Below are 19,926 nucleotides of genomic sequence, written 5' to 3' on the forward strand. Positions count from 1 at the left end.
TTGGCATGGATACGGGCTGGTTTTGTCTCAAATCGTAAGGAATGTGAACCATTGCGATATGGCGGTAATCGAAGCGGGGTCTTCTTTACAATGGATTGCGCTTGATAACTCTCAAGCCCGGCTCTGACGCTTATGCCGCTTAAGTTACGATGTAATGCCTTTTTGCCATCGTCGATACGGATGATTCCGCTATGCTTTGCACTCGGCGCCTGCGGCCTGATGGCGCCGACGCCTGCGCCGCATGGCGAAGTACAGGGTGCGTCTACCAGCGGTACAGAATTGGCGCAGTCCGATGTCAATCGCATCGCCACCCTCGGCATGCATGACAACCTGGACAGCTTGTATCGTTTATTGGATAAGTTGTACCGGCGCAACCCGGCGGAGTGGAAAAAAACGGCTACCAACCGGGAACTGGCGATCAAGCGCGTGCGCGACGCCATCGAATCGCGCCAGCCCTGGCCCGAATTGCAAGGCAAGCACGATATCCAGGCGTTGTCACTGGCGCTGACGCCGGATTTCAGTGGCGACCGCGCGGCGGCATTCATTTATGGCGCTGCGGACATGATCATCGTTGCCCACGGCGGCAAGACCAAGTTCTACCTGATCGACAGTTTCGATGCCCAGTATCTCTACAACGCAGCGCGCAATATGGAAATTGCCTCTTGGATACTTAATAGCCGAAAAAATGCGGCGGGCCAGCCCTTGTTACTCTCCAACGATATCAGCGAGAGTGAACACAACATCAGTTTCGAGCGGGAGTTCGGCAAGATCATTGCCCGTATCGACCTGCTGGCCGAGATGACCACCGAGAAGTATCGCCGCGCCGGCATCAGTTATCTGCAAAATCTGGTGGGCGGGACATTCCTGCAATTCTTGCCGGTGCGTTAAGGGGGAAAGTAGGAGGCGCGGGCTTCAGGCAACTTCCAGTTCGAGATGCACGCGGCGGCCCAGCGCCGTGGCGATGTTCACCAATGCATCAAGAGAAAAACGCGATACGCGGCCGCGCAGAAGATCGTTGATGCGGGGCTGGCTGATACCGCAATGAGTGGCGGCTTCTGTTTGCGTCCATGCGCTTTGCCGGACGATTTCGGCGATTTTTTGCATCAACTCAGAGCGGGTGCGCAGGTTCGCAGCCTGTTCAGGCGAATCGGCGATTGCGTCCCAGATGCTTGCGTAGTTTTCAGTCTTGTTCATTTTTTGCCTTTCATCAAATGCGCGAGGCGACTCCTGGCTAATTCAATATCGCTTTTAGGTGTGGCTTGCGTCTTCTTTTGGAAGGCGTGCAACACATATACGGTATCGACAAGCCGGGTTGTGTACACGATTCGATAAATGCCGGACAGATCCCGAACGCGGATCTCTTCTACTCCCTTGCCTATGGACGGCATCGGTTTGAAATCGTCCGGTTGCTTGCCTCTTTGCACTTTATCCAATTGATACCCCGTATCTTGCCTCGCATCTTCGGGGAATTCGCGTAAGCGTTTCAGCGAGTCTCCAAGAAAACATACGGGTTTGACAGGTTGATTATACTGAACTGGATATGTTTTGCAATTGGCATCGATTGACATGCTGTATCCGTTTCATAGTGTCGCTGACGGCTTCCATCAGGCTGTTTCAAGGATGTCCGGTTTTGTCCGCATTATGTCTACAGCGAGCATTTCAGGATATTGGCTGCTGACCTAACATCGATCTCAACGGGGGCAGTCCGGTCTTCGGGCTGCATGTAAAGCAGATGAGGAAAAAAGATGTTGAGCGTAGGAATACTAGTATTTGACGATGTGGAGATTCTGGATTTTTCAGGGCCGTATGAAGTGTTTTCGACAGCTGCGAGGGTCCATGGCCGGAGCAACGGCAACGGCGCAGCGGCAAACCTGTTCAAGTGCTTCCTTGTAGCGCCAGCCATGCGGCCGGTGCGTGCAAGAGGCGGGATGAAAGTATTACCCGACTGCGTGCTGGCGCCATCTGCAGACATTGACGTGCTGCTGGTACCGGGCGGCGACGTTGCTGCAATCCTCAATGACGACGCGGTAATTCACTGGATTGCAACCCAATCGCTTGGTACGGTCATCACGGCGTCGGTTTGCACCGGCGCTTTCTTGCTGGCCAAGGCAGGTTTGTTGAATGGACTGGATGTTGCTACGCATTGGGAAGACCAGGATGCCTTGCAAGCCGGTTTTCCGGCTTTGAACGTGCAGCGTAACGTTCCTTGGATGGATTGCGGTAAAGTGGTGACTTCCGGCGGTATTTCGGCAGGTATAGACATGAGTTTGCATCTGGTCGAACGCCTGGCCGGCCGTCCGCTCGCCGAAGCCACCGCCAAACAGATGGAGTATCGATGGCTGCAATAGCCGACAACATGCATGCTGCCGCAGCAGCCATTCCGGTCTATTTTTTGCTGCGGGACGCTACCATGGCGCTTGACCTGATCGGTCCGGCGGAAGTGCTGCGCTATGCCAACCGGATTGCGCAGCGTGAAGAGCGGGCCGATTTTTTCGACGTGCGCTATATCAGCGCCGCGCCCAGCATCAGCACATCCATCGGATTGAGTTTGAGCGGGTTCGAGCCCTTGCCAGACAGCCTTCCTGCCAACGCGATCCTGATACTGAACGGCTGTACCGGTAGCGACGACGATTTCAGCAGCGCTGCCGATCAGCGTGCGGTAGCCTGGCTGCGCGCCAACTGGCGGGACTCGCATCGTTTGCTATGCATTTGTACCGGCGCCTTGCTGGCCGGTTATGCAGGGTTGCTCTATGGCCGTCAATGCACCACGCATCACAGTCATTGCAACGACCTGCGACGTATCGCGCCACGTGCGCATGTGCTGGAAAACCGGATATTTGTTGAAGACGGCAATATCTACACCAGCGCCGGCGTCACTACCGGTATCGACCTGGCCCTGCATGTCGTGGCGCAAATTACCGGTCACGCCCGCAGCGCCTCGATAGCCCGTTCACTAGTGGTGTACATGAGGCGCGCCGGCAGTGATCCGCAGTTGTCGCCTTGGCTCGCTTGCCGCAATCATCTGCATCCTGCGGTGCACAGGGTGCAAGATGCCGTGATCCGCGATCCCGCCAACGACTGGGATTTGCCGCAACTGGCCGAGATCGCCTGCACCAGCGAAAGGCACCTGACGCGCTTGTTCCGCGAACATACCGGCAGCAGCCTGGTTGATTACATCCAGCGCATCCGCGTTGCGCTGGTGCGGGAGTTACTCACCCAGTCCAAGCTGGACATGGAGCAGGTAGCGCAACAGGCTGGCTTCAATTCAACCCGTCAGTTACGGCGAGTGTGGAGCAAATTCGAAAATTTCCCACCCAGCCAGCAACGGCAGGCGAACGCTTAAAAAGGGTAGGAGAATTTCCCTTCTCCTGGAGACTACATTGGCTCGGCATGTTCGACCATCAGTTGCACCTTGGTCACACCGTTATATTCGTTGGCATCCAGTCGAAACGCCACCTTAGCCTTGCTCCCCAGCTCATCAGTATGACCGAACCAGATCGCGTCGTAGCGCGTGCCGTTCCGCTCCAGCTGAAGTTTCAAATGCTTCTCCTTCAAGATGCGCTGGCTGACCACCCTGAATTCGTCGCAGAACAGTGGCGGCGCAAAACCCTGGCCCCATACCTGTCCATCCATCAGTTCGATGAATTGCGTCGTGTAGTAAGCGTCTTCCAGCGGCCCGTCGGTTTCCACCACGCGCTCCAGCTGGCTTTTTCCGAGCCATTCGCGACCGACCTTTTCAAAGGCTTCGGCAAAGGCGTCAAACGCATCTGCGCGAATCGTCAGTCCCGCGGCCATCGCATGGCCGCCGAATTTCTGGATCAGGCTAGGCGCGTGCTTGGACACCAGATCCAGCGCATCGCGCAAATGAAAACCGGGAATCGAGCGTCCCGAACCCTTGATCAGCCCTTCGCCTCCCGGCGCAAAGGTAATCGTCGGCCGATAGAATTTATCCTTGAGGCGTGAAGCGACGATACCGATCACGCCCTGATGCCAGGAAGCGTCGAAGACGCTGATGGTCGTACTATCTTGCGGCTTGAAATCGTCCAGCAAAGCCAGCGCGGTATCCTGCATGCCGGCCTCGATATCGCGCCGTTCGCGATTGATGGTGTCGAGTTGCTGAGCGATGGCCCAGGCCCGGCCTTCATCGTCGGTAGTCAGGCATTCGATTCCGAGCGCCATATCGGCCAGGCGGCCGGCGGCGTTCAGGCGCGGTCCCAGCGCAAAGCCCAGATCGAAAGGAGTGGCCCGGCGTGCTTCTCGGCCGGCGGCGCGGAACAGGGCGGCAATGCCTGCATGCATGCGGCCGGCGCGCATGCGTTTCAGGCCTTGCGCCACCAGGATACGGTTGTTGGCGTCCAGCTTGACGACGTCGGCCACGGTGCCGAGCGCCACCAGATCCAGCAGCACGTCCAGTTTCGGCTGGCTCTTGGCGTCGAACACGCCACGCTTGCGCATTTCGGCGCGCAGCGCCAGCAAGACATAAAACATGACGCCGACGCCCGCCAGATTTTTGCTTGGAAAGCCGCATTCAGGCTGGTTCGGATTGACGATGACGCGCGCCGCCGGCAAGGTATCTGCAGGCAAGTGATGGTCGGTGACGACTACTTCGATGCCGCGCCGGTTGGCTTCCTCGACGCCATCGATGCTGGCGATACCGTTGTCGACGGTGACGATGATATCGGGCGATTTCTCGCGCGCGGTCAGTTCGACGATTTCCGGCGTCAGGCCATAGCCATATTCAAACCGGTTCGGTACGATAAAGTCGATATTGGCGCCCAGCAGCCGAAGGCCGCGCAGGCCGACTGCGCATGCCGTGGCGCCGTCGCAATCGTAGTCGGCGACGATCACCATTTTCTTTTGCGCAGCGATGGCGTCGGCCAGGAAACTGGCGGCGGCGTCGATATGCAACAGCCCTGAAGGCGGTATCAGCGCCGTCAGTTCGCTTTCCAGTTCCTTGACATCAAGCAAACCACGCGCGCTATATACGCGCGCCAGGACCGGATGAATGCCGCTTTGATGCAGCCGTTCAGAGTCGCGAAAAGAGTAGGGGCGGGTAGTGATACGCGTCATGGCAGCAATCTGGTTAGACTTGGCTTACGCCAGAATTTTTTCAGCGAGAAGCGGCTGGTGTGCAGTTCAAGCACGTGGCTGCTATCGGTGACGATTAGCGAGAGCTGATCCAGTTGCCCTTGCTGCATGGCTTGCAGAAGAGGCGCGAACCAATTGCTTTCCAGAGTTTGCAGCTGTTCCAGCCAGCTTGACCATTCACCGGTGAGCGCCGGCTGGATCAGCAGATCCAGCGTCAGCAGGCCGTTTTCCGGCCTGGCCGCGATGACGTCGGCGGCGCTGGCATTGGCCAGCACCGTCCTGGCATATTGGCCAAGGCCGCGGAAGCCGTCCGGTAGGTTGAATACTTCGCGCTGGCCGGGGCTTGATACGGTAGCTGGCGCGCCACCCCACAGCCACAAGGAGTTGACAGCCTGCTTGCCCTGTATCTGGCGACGTTCGTTCAAAGGATGGGCAAACCACAGCATCTGTACTTCATTCTGCAACTTGCGCCAGTCGCGGGCGCCTTCGCCTTGCGGCATCCAGATATCGATGTTGTGCCCGCAAGTGGCGTCCGGCGTCGAGGTCAGCAAGCCGTGCCAGCCATCGGCGCGCATGAACCAGGTGTTGGCGTCGCCATACAGCAGCTCTCTGCCCACCTCGGCAAACAGCGGCGCCGCAGCATCGAACAATTCACGCGCATCTACCTCGGACAAGTCGATCTGACGGATGTCCGTCAGCACCAGATGGTCGCGGGCGATATGGATGTGCGCCGGATGCAGCATGAACCAGTTGCCTTGTTCCACAGGTAAGCTCAGCGCGCGCATGGCGGCGCAGGCGAGGGCGGGACTGTTTTGCACATCCTGTCCTGGCAAGAGGTTCGCTGGAACAAACGAAAGCAAGGGAAATTGCGCGCTTAACCACATTTCATGTGGCAAGGCGCGCGCGAATTCGTCGAATTCGCGGCGCGAATCCTCTTTTTTGGCGCGTGCCACCAGAGTGGCAAGGGCTGGCAGCTTCAATTCGCGCAGTAAATCGCGTGCCAGTTCCGGCCGCGGCAGGCCAAATGGCAATAGGATAGTTAAATGACTCATGGCGAGATTGTAGGGCAAACAGTCTCGGCGTGAGAAATCCTTTGTTTGATCTGATTGCCAGACTTCAAAGCTACATATCCAGAAAGTCAGTAAAGAACTTTTTTCTTTAGCAAGAGATTGTGTATCAGATAAAGGGAAGATTTAGTGCACAATTAATATTTTAATTTCGGAGATCTATATGAAATTTGAAGCCCTAAATATTCCGATATCTAGAAGGCAGTTGATGAAGAAAATTGGAAACGGGTTGTTAGCAGGAGGTGCAACTTATGCATTCGGAATTACTTCTGTAGTAGGACAACCGATTAGCTCGCCCGCTATATTTTATTCACCGCATCAAGACGACGAGGCCATTGGCATGGCTGGTGCGATAGCAGAACACAAGGCTGCCGGCCGCAAGGTCTTCCTCGTCCTTTTAACGAATGGAGTGAATGATGGTCTTTTGACCCTGGTTAATTTGAAGTTGGGAAATATCGGGAGGCTCCCAATTACGCTTGAACAAATGATGTGGGGCCGCCGATCTGAGTTTGTTGCTAGCGGATTGGCTCTTGGAGTTGATAAGGTTTTTATTGTTAATTTTGCTCAAGGGCTTGACGATCGTAACGCGTATGATGCTAATACTTATCCCGCCTTTGTTCAAAAGGTCGCGTCAATCATTGAGTCTTTCGAGAAGCAGTACCCTGGGGCATCTCATAAATTGGCTGCGAATGATGGTTGTACTTCATGCGCTGAACCGTTCCCCGCCAATCCTACTCATCTAGCTTGCTGGGAGGCTGCGAATATAGTACGAAACAAAGGCGTTTCTTCTGATTTTCGTTTTTATAGAATTTATGAATTTAATAAACCATATTCGCAAAGAGGCGGACAGTATGTTGTTAATCTTCCAGATGCATGGATGACATTGAAGCGGAAAGCTCTTGATCAATACAAATTGTGGGACCCTGATGCAGGAAGATATGGATTAGGTTACTTGAGTGTCGCTTCGCTGATTGACGCAGCATATAGTGACCCGAGAGAATTTTTTGATCTCTAGTGGCTTATCGATTAAATTCTTTGGCAGAGAAATATATTTTATCTGCTATTTTCCTGTTTTGAAGAACGTGGCTACTGGGCAGCGAACTCTTGTGTATTTGGAGGTTTTTCTTAGCCAAATGTTGGCCGAGAAAGAAATATGACGATTTGGGAAACACAATAGGTTCTTGTAGATATTACTTGCTTTTTTATCCGTTTGTACATCTTTCAATTAGCTATGCGACGCTAGCCATCATGAACGCACAAAACCTGTTTACCACCCTGTTTGAATACAAAACCTGGGCCAACGACACCTTGTTTTCCGCCATCGGCGCCTTGCCCGAGGATGCCCATGAGCGTGAAATTCACGACGTCATCCGCATCCTCAATCACGTCTATGTGGTGGATTGCATCTTCAAAGCCAACCTGCAACGCCAGCGGCACACATACAAGGGTTTGAATACGGAAGCCACGCCGGTACTTGCCGATCTGCGCGATGCTGTCGCCGAGATGGATCGGTGGCTGTTGTCATATGCAAGCGAGGTATCCGAAGCAGAACTTGCTGAAAATGTGGATTTCACATTCGTCGACGGATCGCCTGGACGGATGTCGCGGGCCGAGATGCTGATGCATGTGGTCACGCATGGCAACTACCATCGTGGCGCAGTTGGGCGGATCCTGACGCAAATCGGCGTGCCGCCGCAACGGGATACGCTCACTGTTTTTTTGCACAGCGGTAAACATTCCAGCTGAATGGTTTGTACTGGCCCTGAATCCGCTAGTCCAGTTTTTTCTTTTCTTGCAGCAGATCGTCGGCAGACAATGGCAAATAGCCGGTAGCTTCTGCTACATCTGCTATCAAGCCCTGTCCTGCGGGAGACAACAACGTTTCCAGGTAATTTTTGACCGATGCATCCAGTGCCTTGCCAGGTGCGCGATTGACATAGATCCGAACATACACCGAGAGTGGGTATTTTCCAGCGGCTACATTTCCGCGAGAAGGGGTAATGGGTGTTGCGCCGTTTGCCGACGCCAGAGGCAATATGCGTAGCGCTGCAGCATTTGGGCCGATGGTCGCCGGACCAAGCAGGGCGATGCCGTAAGGATCGTCGGCGACCGCATCGAGCACGGCTTGCGGACTGGCCAGTGCTTCGTACTGTGGAGAAAATGGCTGTTTGCCTAGATGTTCGCTGCGCAGGGCGGTGGCGATGCCGCCATTGTCGCGCAAACCATACAGGTGAATGCGCCGTTGTTCCCACGCGCCTTTGAGTCCCAGTTGGGACCAGAAATTGATATCGCCCGCGACGCTTCCGACTGTGAATACCTGCGTCAGCTGTTGCGTAGTCAGGCTGGTCAAAGGATTACGCTGGTTGATATACACGGCGGGCGGCAGCTTGTGCCGGGAGTCTGGCCCGAAGCCGGCGTAGCCGATACGGATCGCTTGCGGTGCATAGCCCCACACCTGTCGAAAGGCGGAAATCTCAGCCGGACTGGGATCGTGCGTCAAAAGCGCCATGGAGGCTGCGCCGGCGGTCAGTGCCGGTAATCCGGTCACGCTACCCTTGAGCACCATTTTGACGTTGACGTTTGGCTGTGCAGCGGCAAACCGGAGATTGAACTGCTTAAGCATATCATTCATGTCGTCCGCGCCAGCCAGCAGCAGATATGACTCGTTAGCGGTGCGATCGCCAAAATTTGTTTCAGCGGTGTCAGGGATGTTCGCGGCAGCCGGGCCGGCGTTCGCATTAAATGTAAAAGCGCAGAGCGCCAGTAGGGTGATTAGCGGCACGGACAGCGGCGACGGCACGCGAATATGCTTGTGTGATTTTGTTGGCATGACGATAGTGGAGTCCGGTTCAGTCTAGTTTGCGCAGCTCGGTGCTGACTTCGGCAGCGGTGAGCGGAATGTACCCGTCCGGCTGACTGGCAATGATCTGCTGGCCTTGCCGTGACAGCACCATGCGCAGATATTCTTTAGCGACAGGATCAAGCGGCTGGCCTGGCACGCGCTGCAAGTAAAAATAGACATAGCGACCGTAAGGATAAATGCTGGAAGAGACATCCTGACGACTGCCGCGCGTCTCGGTGCGACCATCTTCAGAGACGATGACTACCTGCTTGAGTGTCGCGCTCTCGCGTCCGATGGCGGCAAACGCAATGCCGGCCGGATCTTGTTCCAGCCTTTTCAAGATGGCTTCGGTACTGCCCCATTGTTCGTAGGTGGATGCGAAAGTGCGGCCTTGCAATTGCTCGGACTGCATATACGTTCCCATGCCGGTATATTCTGGCGTTCCGAAAGGATGGATGATGCGTTCTTTCCATTCACCGCCGACGCCTAGCTGACCCCAGCGCGACAGGTCTCCCTCCGGATTGCCGTTGCTGAATATGCGCGCTACCTGGCACGCACTCATGCGTTCGACCGGATTGGCGCGATTGACGTAGATGCCGAGCGAATATGACATTTCCTGTTGCGCATTGTCGGAGGTGTGGGCAATACGAATTTCCAATGGTGCGGCGCCGACTGCTTTCTCATAGGCTTGCAGTTCGAGGTTATTGATCGTACGTCCCATGGGGCCGAATAGCATCCGGCCGTAAGTCAGCAATGGGATGGTCGCGGTTGTGCCTTTGATGTGATCGGTAAAGCGCAGGCCCGGATGACTGGCGCTGAACAAGGCGTTAAAGCGATCGATGATGAACTGCGCGTGTTCGGCGCCGCCAATGCGGATGGCGCCCGTCTCGTCCAGATAACTGGCTTGCGGCGGCAGGCGCACGGCATGCGGCAGATAGTCCGGAAGCGACTCCGGCGCAGCGGCGAGCGCCGCGCTGCCCTGGAGCGACAGCGCGCCGGCCAGCAGGGCAGCTGTTTTGCATTTTTTCACTTTCTGAAGTGGATTCATCTCGATCATCTTCAGAAATTCAGCTTGGCGCTAAGCGTCAATTCGCGGCCTGCGCCGATGTTGACGAATGGCGTGCCGCTGCAGCAACTGGCGGTGTAGTAGGTCGAATCGAAAAGGTTCTTTACATTGAATTGCCAGTCGATAGCCTGGCCGGCGACCAGGGTATCCCAGGAAACGAAGGCGTCAGCCACGCGCCCGTAGGGCAGATGGTAGACCTTGCCGGTGCCGTCGCCTACCGGTAAGCTGCTGAACACGCGTGCACCCACGCCGGCTCTGATGCGGCCTTCAACCGGGCCGACATGGGAGACGCCGAAATCGCGCGTCAGATACAGGGACGCTGCGTGTTTTGGCGTATTCGGCAAGGGATTGCCTGCCAGCTTTGGATCATCTGCGTAACGTGCTTCGGTGTAAGCATAACTGGCCACCACGCTCAGATTTTGCGTGAGGCGGCCGCTAGCGTCCATCTCCAATCCGCGGGAACGGGCCTTGCCGGCATTGCGTGTGTAGTTGATGCCGCCGATGGTCTCGGTGGTCTGGATGTTGCGCTTTTGAATATCGAACACGGCGACGGTGGCAGTCAGATTGTCTGTCTCCAGCTTGGAGCCGATTTCGTAGCCCTTGGCTAGTTCCGGCGGCAGGGTACCGATGGGGGTGGCGATCGAGGTGTTGGGCTTGAAGGATTCGCTGTAGCTGGCGTACATCGACCAGTCCGGCGCCAGCTTATAGACCACGCCGGCGCGCGGCGTCGTCCGGCCGGCGGCAACTTCGCTGCCGACCTTGAACGGGCGGCCTTTGCCGGTCAGTTCGTTGAAGTATTCGTAGCGCAGGCCGGCCAGCACAATCCAACGCTCATCCAGATGCATCGAATCCTGCAGGAAAACGCCGCGCGAGATCAGCTTGTCGGTTTGGTCGCTATCGGCCGGGCTGATCTTGCTGCCGGCCTGCGTTAGCTGGCCGTAGACCGGATTGTAAATATTGAACTGGCTATTGCTGGGGCCGCGATAGAGGTCGCCCAGCACGCGGTAGTTGCGCATGTAGTCAACGCCGCCGACGATATCGTGCAAGATGCCGCCCCAACGGATTTTTCCTTCTGCATTCAAGGTCAGCGTATGCGCGGACTGCACGCCGTTCTGGGTAGCGTCGACGCGGCGGGTGGCGATGCCGGTGGCGTAGTTCACTGACAGCACGCGGGCTTGCCAGTCGTTGTAGTAGCTACGGCTGAAGCCGTAGCCGCCGCGCACAGTCCAGTCCTGGTTGATCTGGTGCTCGAAGCGCAGGTTGACTGCGTCGGAACGACCGGCGGAGGCATTGTAGTTTTCGTCGAAGCGACGTTCCTTGGGAACCGCGACCGGATTGCCGGTGCGAGGATCGATGATGGTGCCGCGGTCGATCGGCACCGAATAGTTCATGTGTTCGTAGGCGAACGACAAGGTGGTATCACGGCCATACCAGGCCAGCGATGGCGCCACCACCGATTGGGTGATTTCGCCGAAATTGCGCCAGTAATTGTTGCGCCGGTGATCGGCGATTAACCGGTAAGCCAGTCCCGAATCGCCGATAGGTCCGGTGAGATCGATCTGTTCGTTGAGGCCTCCATAACTGGAGCCGCTCAACGTGACCGAATGCTGCGCTTCCAGCAGCGGCTTTTTGCTGATGACGTTGATGACGCCGCCCGGATCCATGCTGCCGTATAGCATCGATGACGGGCCTTTCAGCACTTCGACGCGTTCGGTGGTAGGGGTGAAGTTGCGCGGCTGTACCGATAGCATGCCGTCGCGCAGCATGGAATTGTCGCGGTTATCGCCGAAGCCGCGTTTGATGATTGCGTCCAGCGTGCCGCCCAGGGTGTTGCCCATGCGGACGCCGGAGACGGTATCCAGCGCATCGGCCAGGCTGCCTGGCTGGCGGTCTTGCAGGAATTGCGAGGTGACTACGCTGACCGCCTGCGGTACGTCGATCAGGGCGGCGTCGCTGCGGCTGGCAATCGAGGCGCGTTTAGGCTGATAGCCGTTTTCTGCCTGCGGCCGGGAATCGGCGGTCGCTTTGACTGAAATCACTGGAAGGACATTCTCATTGGTCACGGCCGCTTTTGGTGTGCTGCCAACCTGCGTCGTCGGATTCCCCGTCTTGCGCGCTGTATCGTCGTTTGCTATCTCTGTCGCCATGACGCCATGGGCCAGCACGACCGAACATATGCCTGCTATCTGCTTCTTCAAAACGTTATCCTCGCCGATTGTTGATGATTTTATGATTTTATGATTTCATGATTTATTTATACCGGCATTATACATAAATGAGAATCATTATCGTTATTGATGGGTAGGATTTTGTGCGCGGCAGCGGCTTGCCGCCACTGCTTCTATAATCGGAGGGCTGCACCAACTACGACATTAAAAGGATTATTTCGACCATGACTTACCACGCATCAGGCAAGCGTTACGAGAGCATGCAGTACAGATTTTGTGGACGTAGCGGTCTCAAGCTGCCACTGCTGTCCATGGGGCTTTGGCATAATTTCGGCGACACCACGTCGCTGGCGCGCCAGCGTGAAATGGTGCATACCGCATTCGACCTCGGGATTACCCATTTCGACCTGGCCAACAACTACGGACCGCCATACGGCAGCGCCGAAACCAATTTCGGCCGCATCCTGAAGGAAGATCTGAGGCCTTACCGCGACGAGCTGATTATCTCCACCAAGGCCGGCTGGGACATGTGGCCGGGCCCCTACGGACAGGGCGGCGGTTCACGCAAGTATGTGCTGGCCAGCCTGGACCAGAGTTTGCAGCGGCTGGGTCTGGATTACGTCGATATTTTTTATTCGCATCGCTTCGATCCGGAGACGCCGCTGGAAGAAACCATGAGTGCGTTGGCGACTGCCGTGCAACAAGGTAAGGCGCTGTATGTCGGCGTCTCTTCCTATTCGCCGGCCAAGACTGCGGAAGCCGCCCAGCTGCTGCGCGACTGGAAAGTGCCTTGCCTGATTCACCAGCCGTCCTACAACATGCTGAATCGCTGGATCGAACAGGGCTTGCTGGATACGCTGGAGCAGGAAGGCATGGGCTGTATTACGTTTACCGCGCTGGCGCAGGGTTTGCTGAGCGATAAATATCTCAACGGGATTCCGCAAGATGCGCGCATCAATCGCGAAGGCGGCGGGTCATTGCAGCAGGCGCATTTGAGTCCGGAGAACCTGGCGCGGGTGCGGGCCTTGAACGAGATTGCCAAGACCCGCGGGCAGAGCCTGGCGCAGATGGCGCTGGCCTGGGTGCTGCGCGATCCGCGCGTGACCACAACCTTGATCGGCGCCAGCAGTCCGGCGCAAATCCGGGAAAACGTGGAAGCTTTGCAGCGTTTGGATTTTTCGAAAGAAGAACTGGCGGCGATCGACGTGCAGGCGCAAGAAGGCGGCATCAATCTGTGGGAACGATCCTCCAACGGTTGATGAAACCGCAGGTTTGGACTGTTCCCTTTTGTCCAGACCTACGAAATGAAAGCCGCAGGTTGATGCGTTTGAGCCGCTAGCAGCGCAGCCGGCACCGGTGCTTGCTGGCGGCGTTCCGTGCTCGGCGCCACGTTGAAAATCTCGCGATAGGTTTTACTGAAATGGCAGGCCGACTGGAAGCCGCAGGCGACCGTGATGCTGAGTATCGACATGTCGGTCTGGCGCAGCAATTCTCTGGCTTTGCGCAAACGCAGCGTCAGGTAGTAATGGGTGGGCGACATGCCCATGTGTTCCTTGAACATGCGCTGCAGCTGGCGTGGCGAGGAGTTCGACAACTGCGCCAGCTCATCCAGCGACAGCGGTTCTTCTATATTCGCTTCCATCAGCGACACCACTTCCACCATGGCCGGACGGGCAGACGTCATGCGCACTGTCAACGGCACGCGTTGCTGATCCTTGTGATCGCGCACGTGCTCCAGGATGAACTGATCGGCAATCGCCGCAATCGTGGTTTTCCCAACCTGGCCTGAAATCAGGTTCAGCATCATATCCAGCGGCGCAATGCCGCCGGTGCAGGTGATGCGATCGCGGTCCACGACAAACAGGTCGGGAGCGAAGGCAATCGACGGATAGGAACGCTTCATCGCGGACAAGTTTTCCCAGTGCGTGGCGCAGGTATAGCCATCCAGCAGGCCAGCCTCGGCCAGCGCCAAAGCGCCGGTGCATAAACTACCCAGCGTGATTCCCTGCATTGCCAGATGCTTTAGTAAATCCAGCGTAGCGGTGTTGATGGCGGCTGCAATCTCGGTGCCGCCGCAAACGAATGCGGCATCGACCGCTGCACATTGGTCGGCGCGCACGGTGGTGACGGAAAGACCATTGCTGGCAGCCACTGGCCCGCCTTCGGGGCTAATGATCGACCAGCGATACATCGTTTTTCCTTCGAGATAGTTGGCCATTCTCAGTACTTCGATGGCGTTTGAAAACGCCAGCATCGTAAAATTGTTGAGCGGTATGAAAGCAAAGTGGGTGAAGGAAGTAGAAGTGCTTTTAGACATGACCTGCTCCGTTGGCAAACATCAGCGATGGACAATGTAACGTTGAAATGGCGGACTCACAAACGCTTTCGGTTGTGCGTCGCAATAAGCATGCCAAGTCGACCAGATGATTTATTTACGTGGTCCTGATATGCGCCTCTGGGAAGAGCGCAGCACTATCTGAGGCAGATTATTCAGGTATGCAGTGCGGAGGAAGGGGCAAGAGAATTTGTCGTTTTTGATTGCAGAAGTTGTGAAAACACCACATAACCGATCCCGGTTTTTGTGCGCGTGATCCATTTCGGCGCAAGCGTCCTCGCAGGCGTTCCGTGAGCGCCGCAAAACCGGCGCTTGCCTAAAAGTGACAGCAATGTCGCAAATTGAAAGGTTCCCGTCAGATCAAGTCAATAGCGGGTGGGGGCTTGGGAGAAGAATGATGTCAACAGCGGCGCCTTGCTACGTATTGACATACAACCTTTTCCTGGACACCAAAAATGACACTTCCTGCATTTTCCCAGTCGCTGGCCGAACGCGACGCACCGATCCGGCAAGCCATCGCCCTCGAACTGGCGCGCCAGCAAAACCAGATCGAGATGATCGCCTCGGAAAATATCGTTTCGCGCGCCGTGCTGGAAGCGCAGGGGTCGGTGCTGACCAACAAGTATGCGGAGGGCTATCCGGGCAAACGCTATTACGGCGGCTGCGAATTTGTCGACCAGGTGGAAACGCTGGCGCTCGACCGCGTCAAACAACTGTTCGGCGCCAAGTTTGCCAATGTGCAGCCGCATTCCGGCGCCCAGGCCAATGGCGCGGTCATGCTGGCTTTGGTCAAGCCGGGCGAGACCGTGCTGGGCATGTCGCTCGACGCCGGCGGCCACCTGACGCATGGCGCACGGCCGGCCATGTCTGGAAAATGGTTCAACGCCGTGCAATACGGCGTCAACCGCGATACTTACCTGATCGACTATGACGAAGTCGAAGCGCTGGCGAAGTTGCACAAGCCGCGTCTGATCATCGCCGGCTATTCCGCCTATCCGCGCCAGCTGGATTTCGCCCGCTTCCGCGCCATCGCCGATAGCGTCGATGCTCTGCTGATGGTAGACATGGCGCACATCGCAGGACTGGTGGCGACCGGCCATCATCCAAGTCCGGTTCCGCATGCGCATGTGGTTACCTCTACCACGCACAAGACCTTGCGCGGCCCGCGCGGCGGCTTCGTGCTGACGAACGATGAGGACATCGCCAAGAAAATCAATTCCGCGGTGTTCCCGGGCTTGCAGGGCGGCCCGCTGATGCACGTGATCGCCGGCAAGGCCGTTGCTTTCGGTGAAGCGCTGGAACCGGAATTCAAGCAATACATCGCCAATGTGGTCGCCAATGCGAAAGCGTTGGGCGAAGTGCTGCTGGCCGGCGGCGTCGACCTTGTCACCGGCGGTACTGAAAACCATCTGCTGCTGGTGGATCTGCGTCCGAAGGGCCTCAAAGGCACGCAGGTGGAGCATGCGCTGGAACGCGCAGGCATCACCTGCAACAAGAACGGTATCCCTTTCGATACCGAAAAGCCGACTGTGACGTCGGGGATTCGTCTTGGCACGCCAGCCGGCACCGCACGCGGTTTCGGCATTGAAGAGTTTCGCACCATCGGCCGCCTGACTGTCGAGATTTTCGATGCCCTGGCGCGCAAACCTGAAGGCGATACCGAGGTGGAGAAAAAGGTGTTGGCCGAAGTGCAGGCGCTGTGCAAGCGCTTCCCGATTTATTAAGGAGATCGTCATGAGCAATTTGCATCAGCAAAGCCTGGTTATCGACGGCTTGAATATCTCCAAATGGGAACGGCTGGTATTCGAAGACATGAAGAAAGGCGGCTTGAGCGCCGTCAACTGCACCATTTCGGTGTGGGAGAATTTCCAGGGCACGGTCGGCAATGTGGTCGACATGAAAAACCTGATTCGCGACAACGCCGACCTGCTGACGCTGGTGCGCGGCGTCGAGGATATCAAGCGGGCAAAGAAGGAAGGACGCACCGGCGTCATTCTCGGTTTCCAGAACGCCCATGCGTTTGAAGACAACCTCGGCTATATCGAAGTGTTCGCCGAACTGGGCGTGCGGGTGGTGCAGCTTTGCTACAACACACAGAATCTGATCGGCACCGGTTGTTATGAACGCGATGGCGGACTTTCCGGGTTCGGCCGTGAAGTCATTGCAGAAATGAACCGGGTCGGCATCATGGTCGATCTGTCGCATGTCGGCGGCAATACTTCCAGCGAAGCGATCCTGGCGTCGGCCAAGCCGGTCTGTTATTCACACTGCCTGCCATCCGGCCTGAAACAGCATCCGCGCAACAAGAGCGACGAGCAGTTGAAATTCATTGCCGACCATGGCGGCTTCATCGGCGTCACCATGTTCCCGCCTTTCCTCAAGCGCGGCAGCAATGCCAACGTCGACGACTATGTGGAAGCGTTCGACTACATCATCAACCTGGTTGGCGACGATTGCGTTGGTATCGGCACTGACTTTACGCAAGGCTACGGAAAGCCGTTCTTCGAATGGCTGACGCACGACAAGGGCCGCCATCGCCGCCTGACCGATTTCGGTACGGTGATCAATCCGGAAGGTTTTCGCACCATAGGCGATTTCCCGAACCTTACCGCTGCGACGGAGCGGGCAGGCTGGAAAGAAAGCCGGATACGCAAAGTGCTGGGTGAGAACTGGCTGCGGGTATTCGGTGAGGTTTGGGGCGCCTGATTTCAATCCAGGGTTGACCAAGTGACATAGTTGAAATACTGAGGAGTAGCGATGCAACCCCAATTGCCGATTGAAGTCGATGCCGAGAGCGGTGTCTGGACCACCGACAAGCTGCCGATGCTGTACGTGCCGCGTCATTTTTTCACCAATAACCATACCGCTGTGGAAGCGGCGCTGGGGCGCGAAAAATATGCGCAAATCCTTTACGACGCCGGCCACAAGTCCGCCTATTACTGGTGCGAGAAGGAAGCTAAACAGCATGATATGTCCGGCCTCGACGTCTACAAGCACTACCTGAAGCGGCTGTCGCAGCGCGGCTGGGGCTTGTTCTCCTTTACCGAAGTCGACGCCGCCAACGCCAGCGCCAGCATCGAGCTGCGCAATTCCTCGTTCGTGCTGCAGCAACCGGAAGTGCACGGCAAGTTGTGCTACATGTTCGCGGGCTGGTTCGCCGGCGCCATGGACTGGGTGTCTGATACCACCGGCAACCCGCGCAAATCTGTGTGCAGCGAGACGCAATGCGGCGGTGAAGGCCACGATCATTGTGTGTTTACGGTCAAATCGCTTTCCGCTTAGAGACAAGGTGTGTCATGCGCTATCCGACTTTGTTTTCGCCGCTGACCCTGAACCAGGTAACCCTGCGTAACCGGGTGGTCAGCACCGCACACGCCGAAGTCTATGCGGACGCCGGCGGCTTGCCGGGGGAACGCTATATCCGTTACTACGAAGAAAAGGCCAAGGGCGGCCTGGGCCTGGCTATTTGCGGCGGCTCCAGCACGGTGTCGATCGACAGCCCGCAAGGCTGGTGGAAATCAGTCAACCTGACTACCGACAAAGTCATCGAACCGCTGGCGCGTCTGGCGGAAGCGATGCACCGGCACGGCGCCAAGATCATGATCCAGGCGACCCATATGGGGCGGCGCACGGCATGGCATGGTGAAAACTGGCCGCATCTGGTCAGCCCTTCCGGGATTCGCGAGCCGGTTCATCGTGGTAATGCCAAGATCATCGAAATTGAAGAAATCCGCCGCATCGTCGCCGACTTTGCGGCAGCCGCCAAAAGAGTCAAGCAGGCGGGCATGGACGGCATTGAAATATCGGCCGCCCACCAGCAGTTGATCGACCAGTTCTGGAGCCCGCGCGTCAACCAGCGCACCGATGAATACGGCGGCAGCCTGGAAAACCGCATGCGCTTCGGCATCGAAGTCTTGACGGCGGTGCGGGAAGCTGTGGGCAGCGATTTCTGCGTCGGCATGCGCATGTGCGGCGATGAGTTCCATGAAGACGGCGTGGACCACGAAACCGCCAAGCAGATCGCCCAGGCGATGTCGGCCAGCGGCCTGATCGATTTTCTGAGCGTGGTCGGTTCCGGCGCCGATACCCACAATACGCTGGCCAACTGCATGCCGCCGATGGCCTTGCCGCCGGAGCCGTTCGTCCATCTGGCGGCGGGCATCAAGGCGGTGTCCAAGGTGCCGGTAATGCACGCGCAAAGCATACGCGACGCCGGCCAGGCGGAGCGCATACTGTCTTCTGGCATGGTCGACCTGGTCGGCATGACGCGCGCCCAGATTGCGGATCCGCACATGGTGATCAAGATCCGCGATGGCCGCGAAGATGAAATCAAGCAGTGCGTCGGCGCCAACTACTGCATCGACCGCCAATACAACGGTCTCGACGTGCTGTGCGTGCAGAACGCCGCCACCTCGCGCGAGCAAAGCATGCCGCATCAAATTGCCAAGAGCCGTGGCGCCAAGCGCAAGGTGGTTGTCGTCGGCGCCGGCCCGGCAGGACTGGAAGCGGCGCGCGTGGCGCGCGAACGTGGCCACGAGGTGGTGCTGTTCGAGCGTAGCGAGGTGGTCGGTGGCCAGATCAACCTGGCAGCCAAGGCGCCGCAGCGCGAGCAAATGGCCGGCATCGTGCGCTGGTTCGATATGGAAACCAAGCGCCTCGGCGTCGACCGCCGGCTTGGCGTCGATGCCGACGAAGCCATGATCCTGGCCGAGCAACCCGACATCGTGGTGCTCGCCACCGGCGGCAGCAACTACACCAGCCAGGTTGCGGCATGGGGCATCGCCGAGGGCTTATCGGTCAGCTCCTGGGATATCTTGCAAGGACGCGTTGCGCCGGGCAAGAACGTACTTGTGTACGACGGTATCAGCACCCACGCCGGCTTCGGCGTAGCCGATTTCCTGGCCAGCCGCGGCAGCCTGGTGGAAATCGTCACACCCGACGTCAAAATTGCCGACGACACCGGCGGCACGACTTTCCCGATTTTCTATCGCCGCCTGTATGCGCAAGGCGTGATTCCGACGCCGAATTACTGGCTGGACCGGGTCTATGCCGAAGGAGACAAGAAGGTTGCCGTGTTGCGCAACGAATATACCGAGGTGCAGGAAGAGCGGGTGGTCGACCAGGTGGTGATTGAAAACGGCATCCTGCCCAACGATCAGTTGTACTGGTCGCTCAAGCCGCAATCACTGAACCGTGGCCAGATTGATGTCAACAAGCTGTTTGCCGCCGAACCGCAACCGGCCTTGTCGGAACCCTTGGGCGATGGGCGCTTTCTGCTGTTCCGGGTTGGCGACTGCATTTCCATGCATAACATCCACGCTGCGATCTACGATTCGCTGCGTCTGTGCAAAGATTTCTGA

The 19,926-nt window shown here is 57.1% G+C and carries 18 protein-coding genes; 10 read left to right on the forward strand and 8 right to left on the reverse strand.

Going from position 1 to position 19,926, the window contains the following annotated elements:
• Positions 1-180 precede the first annotated feature (180 nt).
• Positions 181-888 (forward strand): hypothetical protein, encoded by a 708-nt coding sequence (locus LT85_RS07245; protein WP_052134814.1) that lies wholly within the window; start codon positions 181-183, stop codon positions 886-888.
• 24 nt (positions 889-912) lie between these two features.
• Here LT85_RS07245 and LT85_RS07250 read toward each other — a convergent pair whose 3' ends face one another.
• On the reverse strand, positions 913-1,194 hold the full coding sequence (locus LT85_RS07250) for a helix-turn-helix domain-containing protein (protein WP_038487032.1): 282 nt from the start codon (positions 1,192-1,194) through the stop codon (positions 913-915).
• Complete coding sequence (locus LT85_RS07255) at positions 1,191-1,568, reverse strand: type II toxin-antitoxin system RelE/ParE family toxin (protein WP_052134815.1); 378 nt, start codon at positions 1,566-1,568, stop codon at positions 1,191-1,193. Before LT85_RS07255 ends, LT85_RS07250 begins: the two co-directional genes overlap by 4 nt.
• 177 nt (positions 1,569-1,745) lie before the next feature.
• On the opposite strand from LT85_RS07255, the gene LT85_RS07260 reads away from it, so the two are divergent.
• Positions 1,746-2,348 (forward strand): DJ-1/PfpI family protein, encoded by a 603-nt coding sequence (locus LT85_RS07260; RefSeq protein WP_038487035.1) that lies wholly within the window; start codon positions 1,746-1,748, stop codon positions 2,346-2,348.
• Positions 2,336-3,343: a GlxA family transcriptional regulator gene (locus tag LT85_RS07265; RefSeq protein ID WP_052134819.1), complete on the forward strand. Its 1,008-nt coding sequence runs from the start codon at positions 2,336-2,338 to the stop codon at positions 3,341-3,343. The genes LT85_RS07260 and LT85_RS07265 overlap by 13 nt, the downstream gene beginning before the upstream one ends.
• Positions 3,344-3,375: 32 nt before the next feature.
• Here LT85_RS07265 and recJ read toward each other — a convergent pair whose 3' ends face one another.
• Both recJ and LT85_RS07275 read right to left on the reverse strand, forming a co-directional pair.
• Positions 3,376-5,070: a single-stranded-DNA-specific exonuclease RecJ gene (gene recJ, locus LT85_RS07270; protein ID WP_038487037.1), complete on the reverse strand. Its 1,695-nt coding sequence runs from the start codon at positions 5,068-5,070 to the stop codon at positions 3,376-3,378.
• Positions 5,067-6,140, reverse strand: coding sequence for a hypothetical protein (locus LT85_RS07275; protein WP_038487039.1), 1,074 nt, complete (start codon positions 6,138-6,140; stop codon positions 5,067-5,069). Before LT85_RS07275 ends, recJ begins: the two co-directional genes overlap by 4 nt.
• A gap of 178 nt (positions 6,141-6,318) precedes the next feature.
• Here LT85_RS07275 and LT85_RS07280 point away from each other — a divergent pair, with 178 nt between their 5' ends.
• Together LT85_RS07280 and LT85_RS07285 are read left to right on the forward strand one after the other, a co-directional pair.
• Positions 6,319-7,170 (forward strand): PIG-L deacetylase family protein, encoded by an 852-nt coding sequence (locus tag LT85_RS07280; RefSeq protein WP_038487040.1) that lies wholly within the window; start codon positions 6,319-6,321, stop codon positions 7,168-7,170.
• A gap of 233 nt (positions 7,171-7,403) precedes the next feature.
• Positions 7,404-7,901 carry a DinB family protein gene (locus LT85_RS07285; protein ID WP_038487042.1) on the forward strand — a complete coding sequence of 166 codons (498 nt, stop codon included), beginning with the start codon at positions 7,404-7,406 and terminating at the stop codon, positions 7,899-7,901.
• A gap of 25 nt (positions 7,902-7,926) precedes the next feature.
• Here LT85_RS07285 and LT85_RS07290 read toward each other — a convergent pair whose 3' ends face one another.
• Genes LT85_RS07290 through LT85_RS07300 form a run of 3 tightly spaced genes read right to left on the reverse strand, consistent with a single transcriptional unit; the run spans position 7,927 to position 12,261 of the window.
• Positions 7,927-8,985, reverse strand: a complete 1,059-nt coding sequence (locus tag LT85_RS07290; RefSeq protein ID WP_052134821.1) for a PstS family phosphate ABC transporter substrate-binding protein — start codon at positions 8,983-8,985, stop codon at positions 7,927-7,929.
• A gap of 19 nt (positions 8,986-9,004) precedes the next feature.
• Positions 9,005-10,045, reverse strand: coding sequence for a PstS family phosphate ABC transporter substrate-binding protein (locus tag LT85_RS07295; protein ID WP_038495380.1), 1,041 nt, complete (start codon positions 10,043-10,045; stop codon positions 9,005-9,007).
• Positions 10,046-10,056: 11 nt separating this feature from the next.
• Positions 10,057-12,261 (reverse strand): TonB-dependent siderophore receptor, encoded by a 2,205-nt coding sequence (locus tag LT85_RS07300; protein ID WP_081992137.1) that lies wholly within the window; start codon positions 12,259-12,261, stop codon positions 10,057-10,059.
• Between the two features lie 194 nt (positions 12,262-12,455).
• On the opposite strand from LT85_RS07300, the gene mgrA reads away from it, so the two are divergent.
• A complete protein-coding gene (gene mgrA, locus LT85_RS07305) occupies positions 12,456-13,490 on the forward strand; it encodes an L-glyceraldehyde 3-phosphate reductase (RefSeq protein WP_038487044.1) in 1,035 nt (344 codons plus the stop codon).
• A gap of 38 nt (positions 13,491-13,528) precedes the next feature.
• Here mgrA and LT85_RS07310 read toward each other — a convergent pair whose 3' ends face one another.
• Positions 13,529-14,548 carry a GlxA family transcriptional regulator gene (locus tag LT85_RS07310; RefSeq protein ID WP_038487046.1) on the reverse strand — a complete coding sequence of 340 codons (1,020 nt, stop codon included), beginning with the start codon at positions 14,546-14,548 and terminating at the stop codon, positions 13,529-13,531.
• A gap of 473 nt (positions 14,549-15,021) precedes the next feature.
• On the opposite strand from LT85_RS07310, the gene LT85_RS07315 reads away from it, so the two are divergent.
• From LT85_RS07315 to LT85_RS07330, 4 genes are read left to right on the forward strand one after another with little or no spacing between them, the layout of a single operon-like run.
• Positions 15,022-16,290 carry a serine hydroxymethyltransferase gene (locus LT85_RS07315; protein ID WP_038487048.1) on the forward strand — a complete coding sequence of 423 codons (1,269 nt, stop codon included), beginning with the start codon at positions 15,022-15,024 and terminating at the stop codon, positions 16,288-16,290.
• 10 nt (positions 16,291-16,300) lie between these two features.
• A complete protein-coding gene (locus tag LT85_RS07320; RefSeq protein ID WP_038487051.1) occupies positions 16,301-17,272 on the forward strand; it encodes a dipeptidase in 972 nt (323 codons plus the stop codon).
• Positions 17,273-17,323: 51 nt separating this feature from the next.
• Complete coding sequence (locus LT85_RS07325) at positions 17,324-17,848, forward strand: DUF5943 domain-containing protein (RefSeq protein WP_038487053.1); 525 nt, start codon at positions 17,324-17,326, stop codon at positions 17,846-17,848.
• A 14-nt stretch (positions 17,849-17,862) separates the two neighbouring features.
• Positions 17,863-19,926: an NADH:flavin oxidoreductase gene (locus LT85_RS07330; RefSeq protein ID WP_038487055.1), complete on the forward strand. Its 2,064-nt coding sequence runs from the start codon at positions 17,863-17,865 to the stop codon at positions 19,924-19,926.

Source organism: Collimonas arenae, assembly GCF_000786695.1.
GTDB lineage: Bacteria > Pseudomonadota > Gammaproteobacteria > Burkholderiales > Burkholderiaceae_D > Collimonas > Collimonas arenae_A.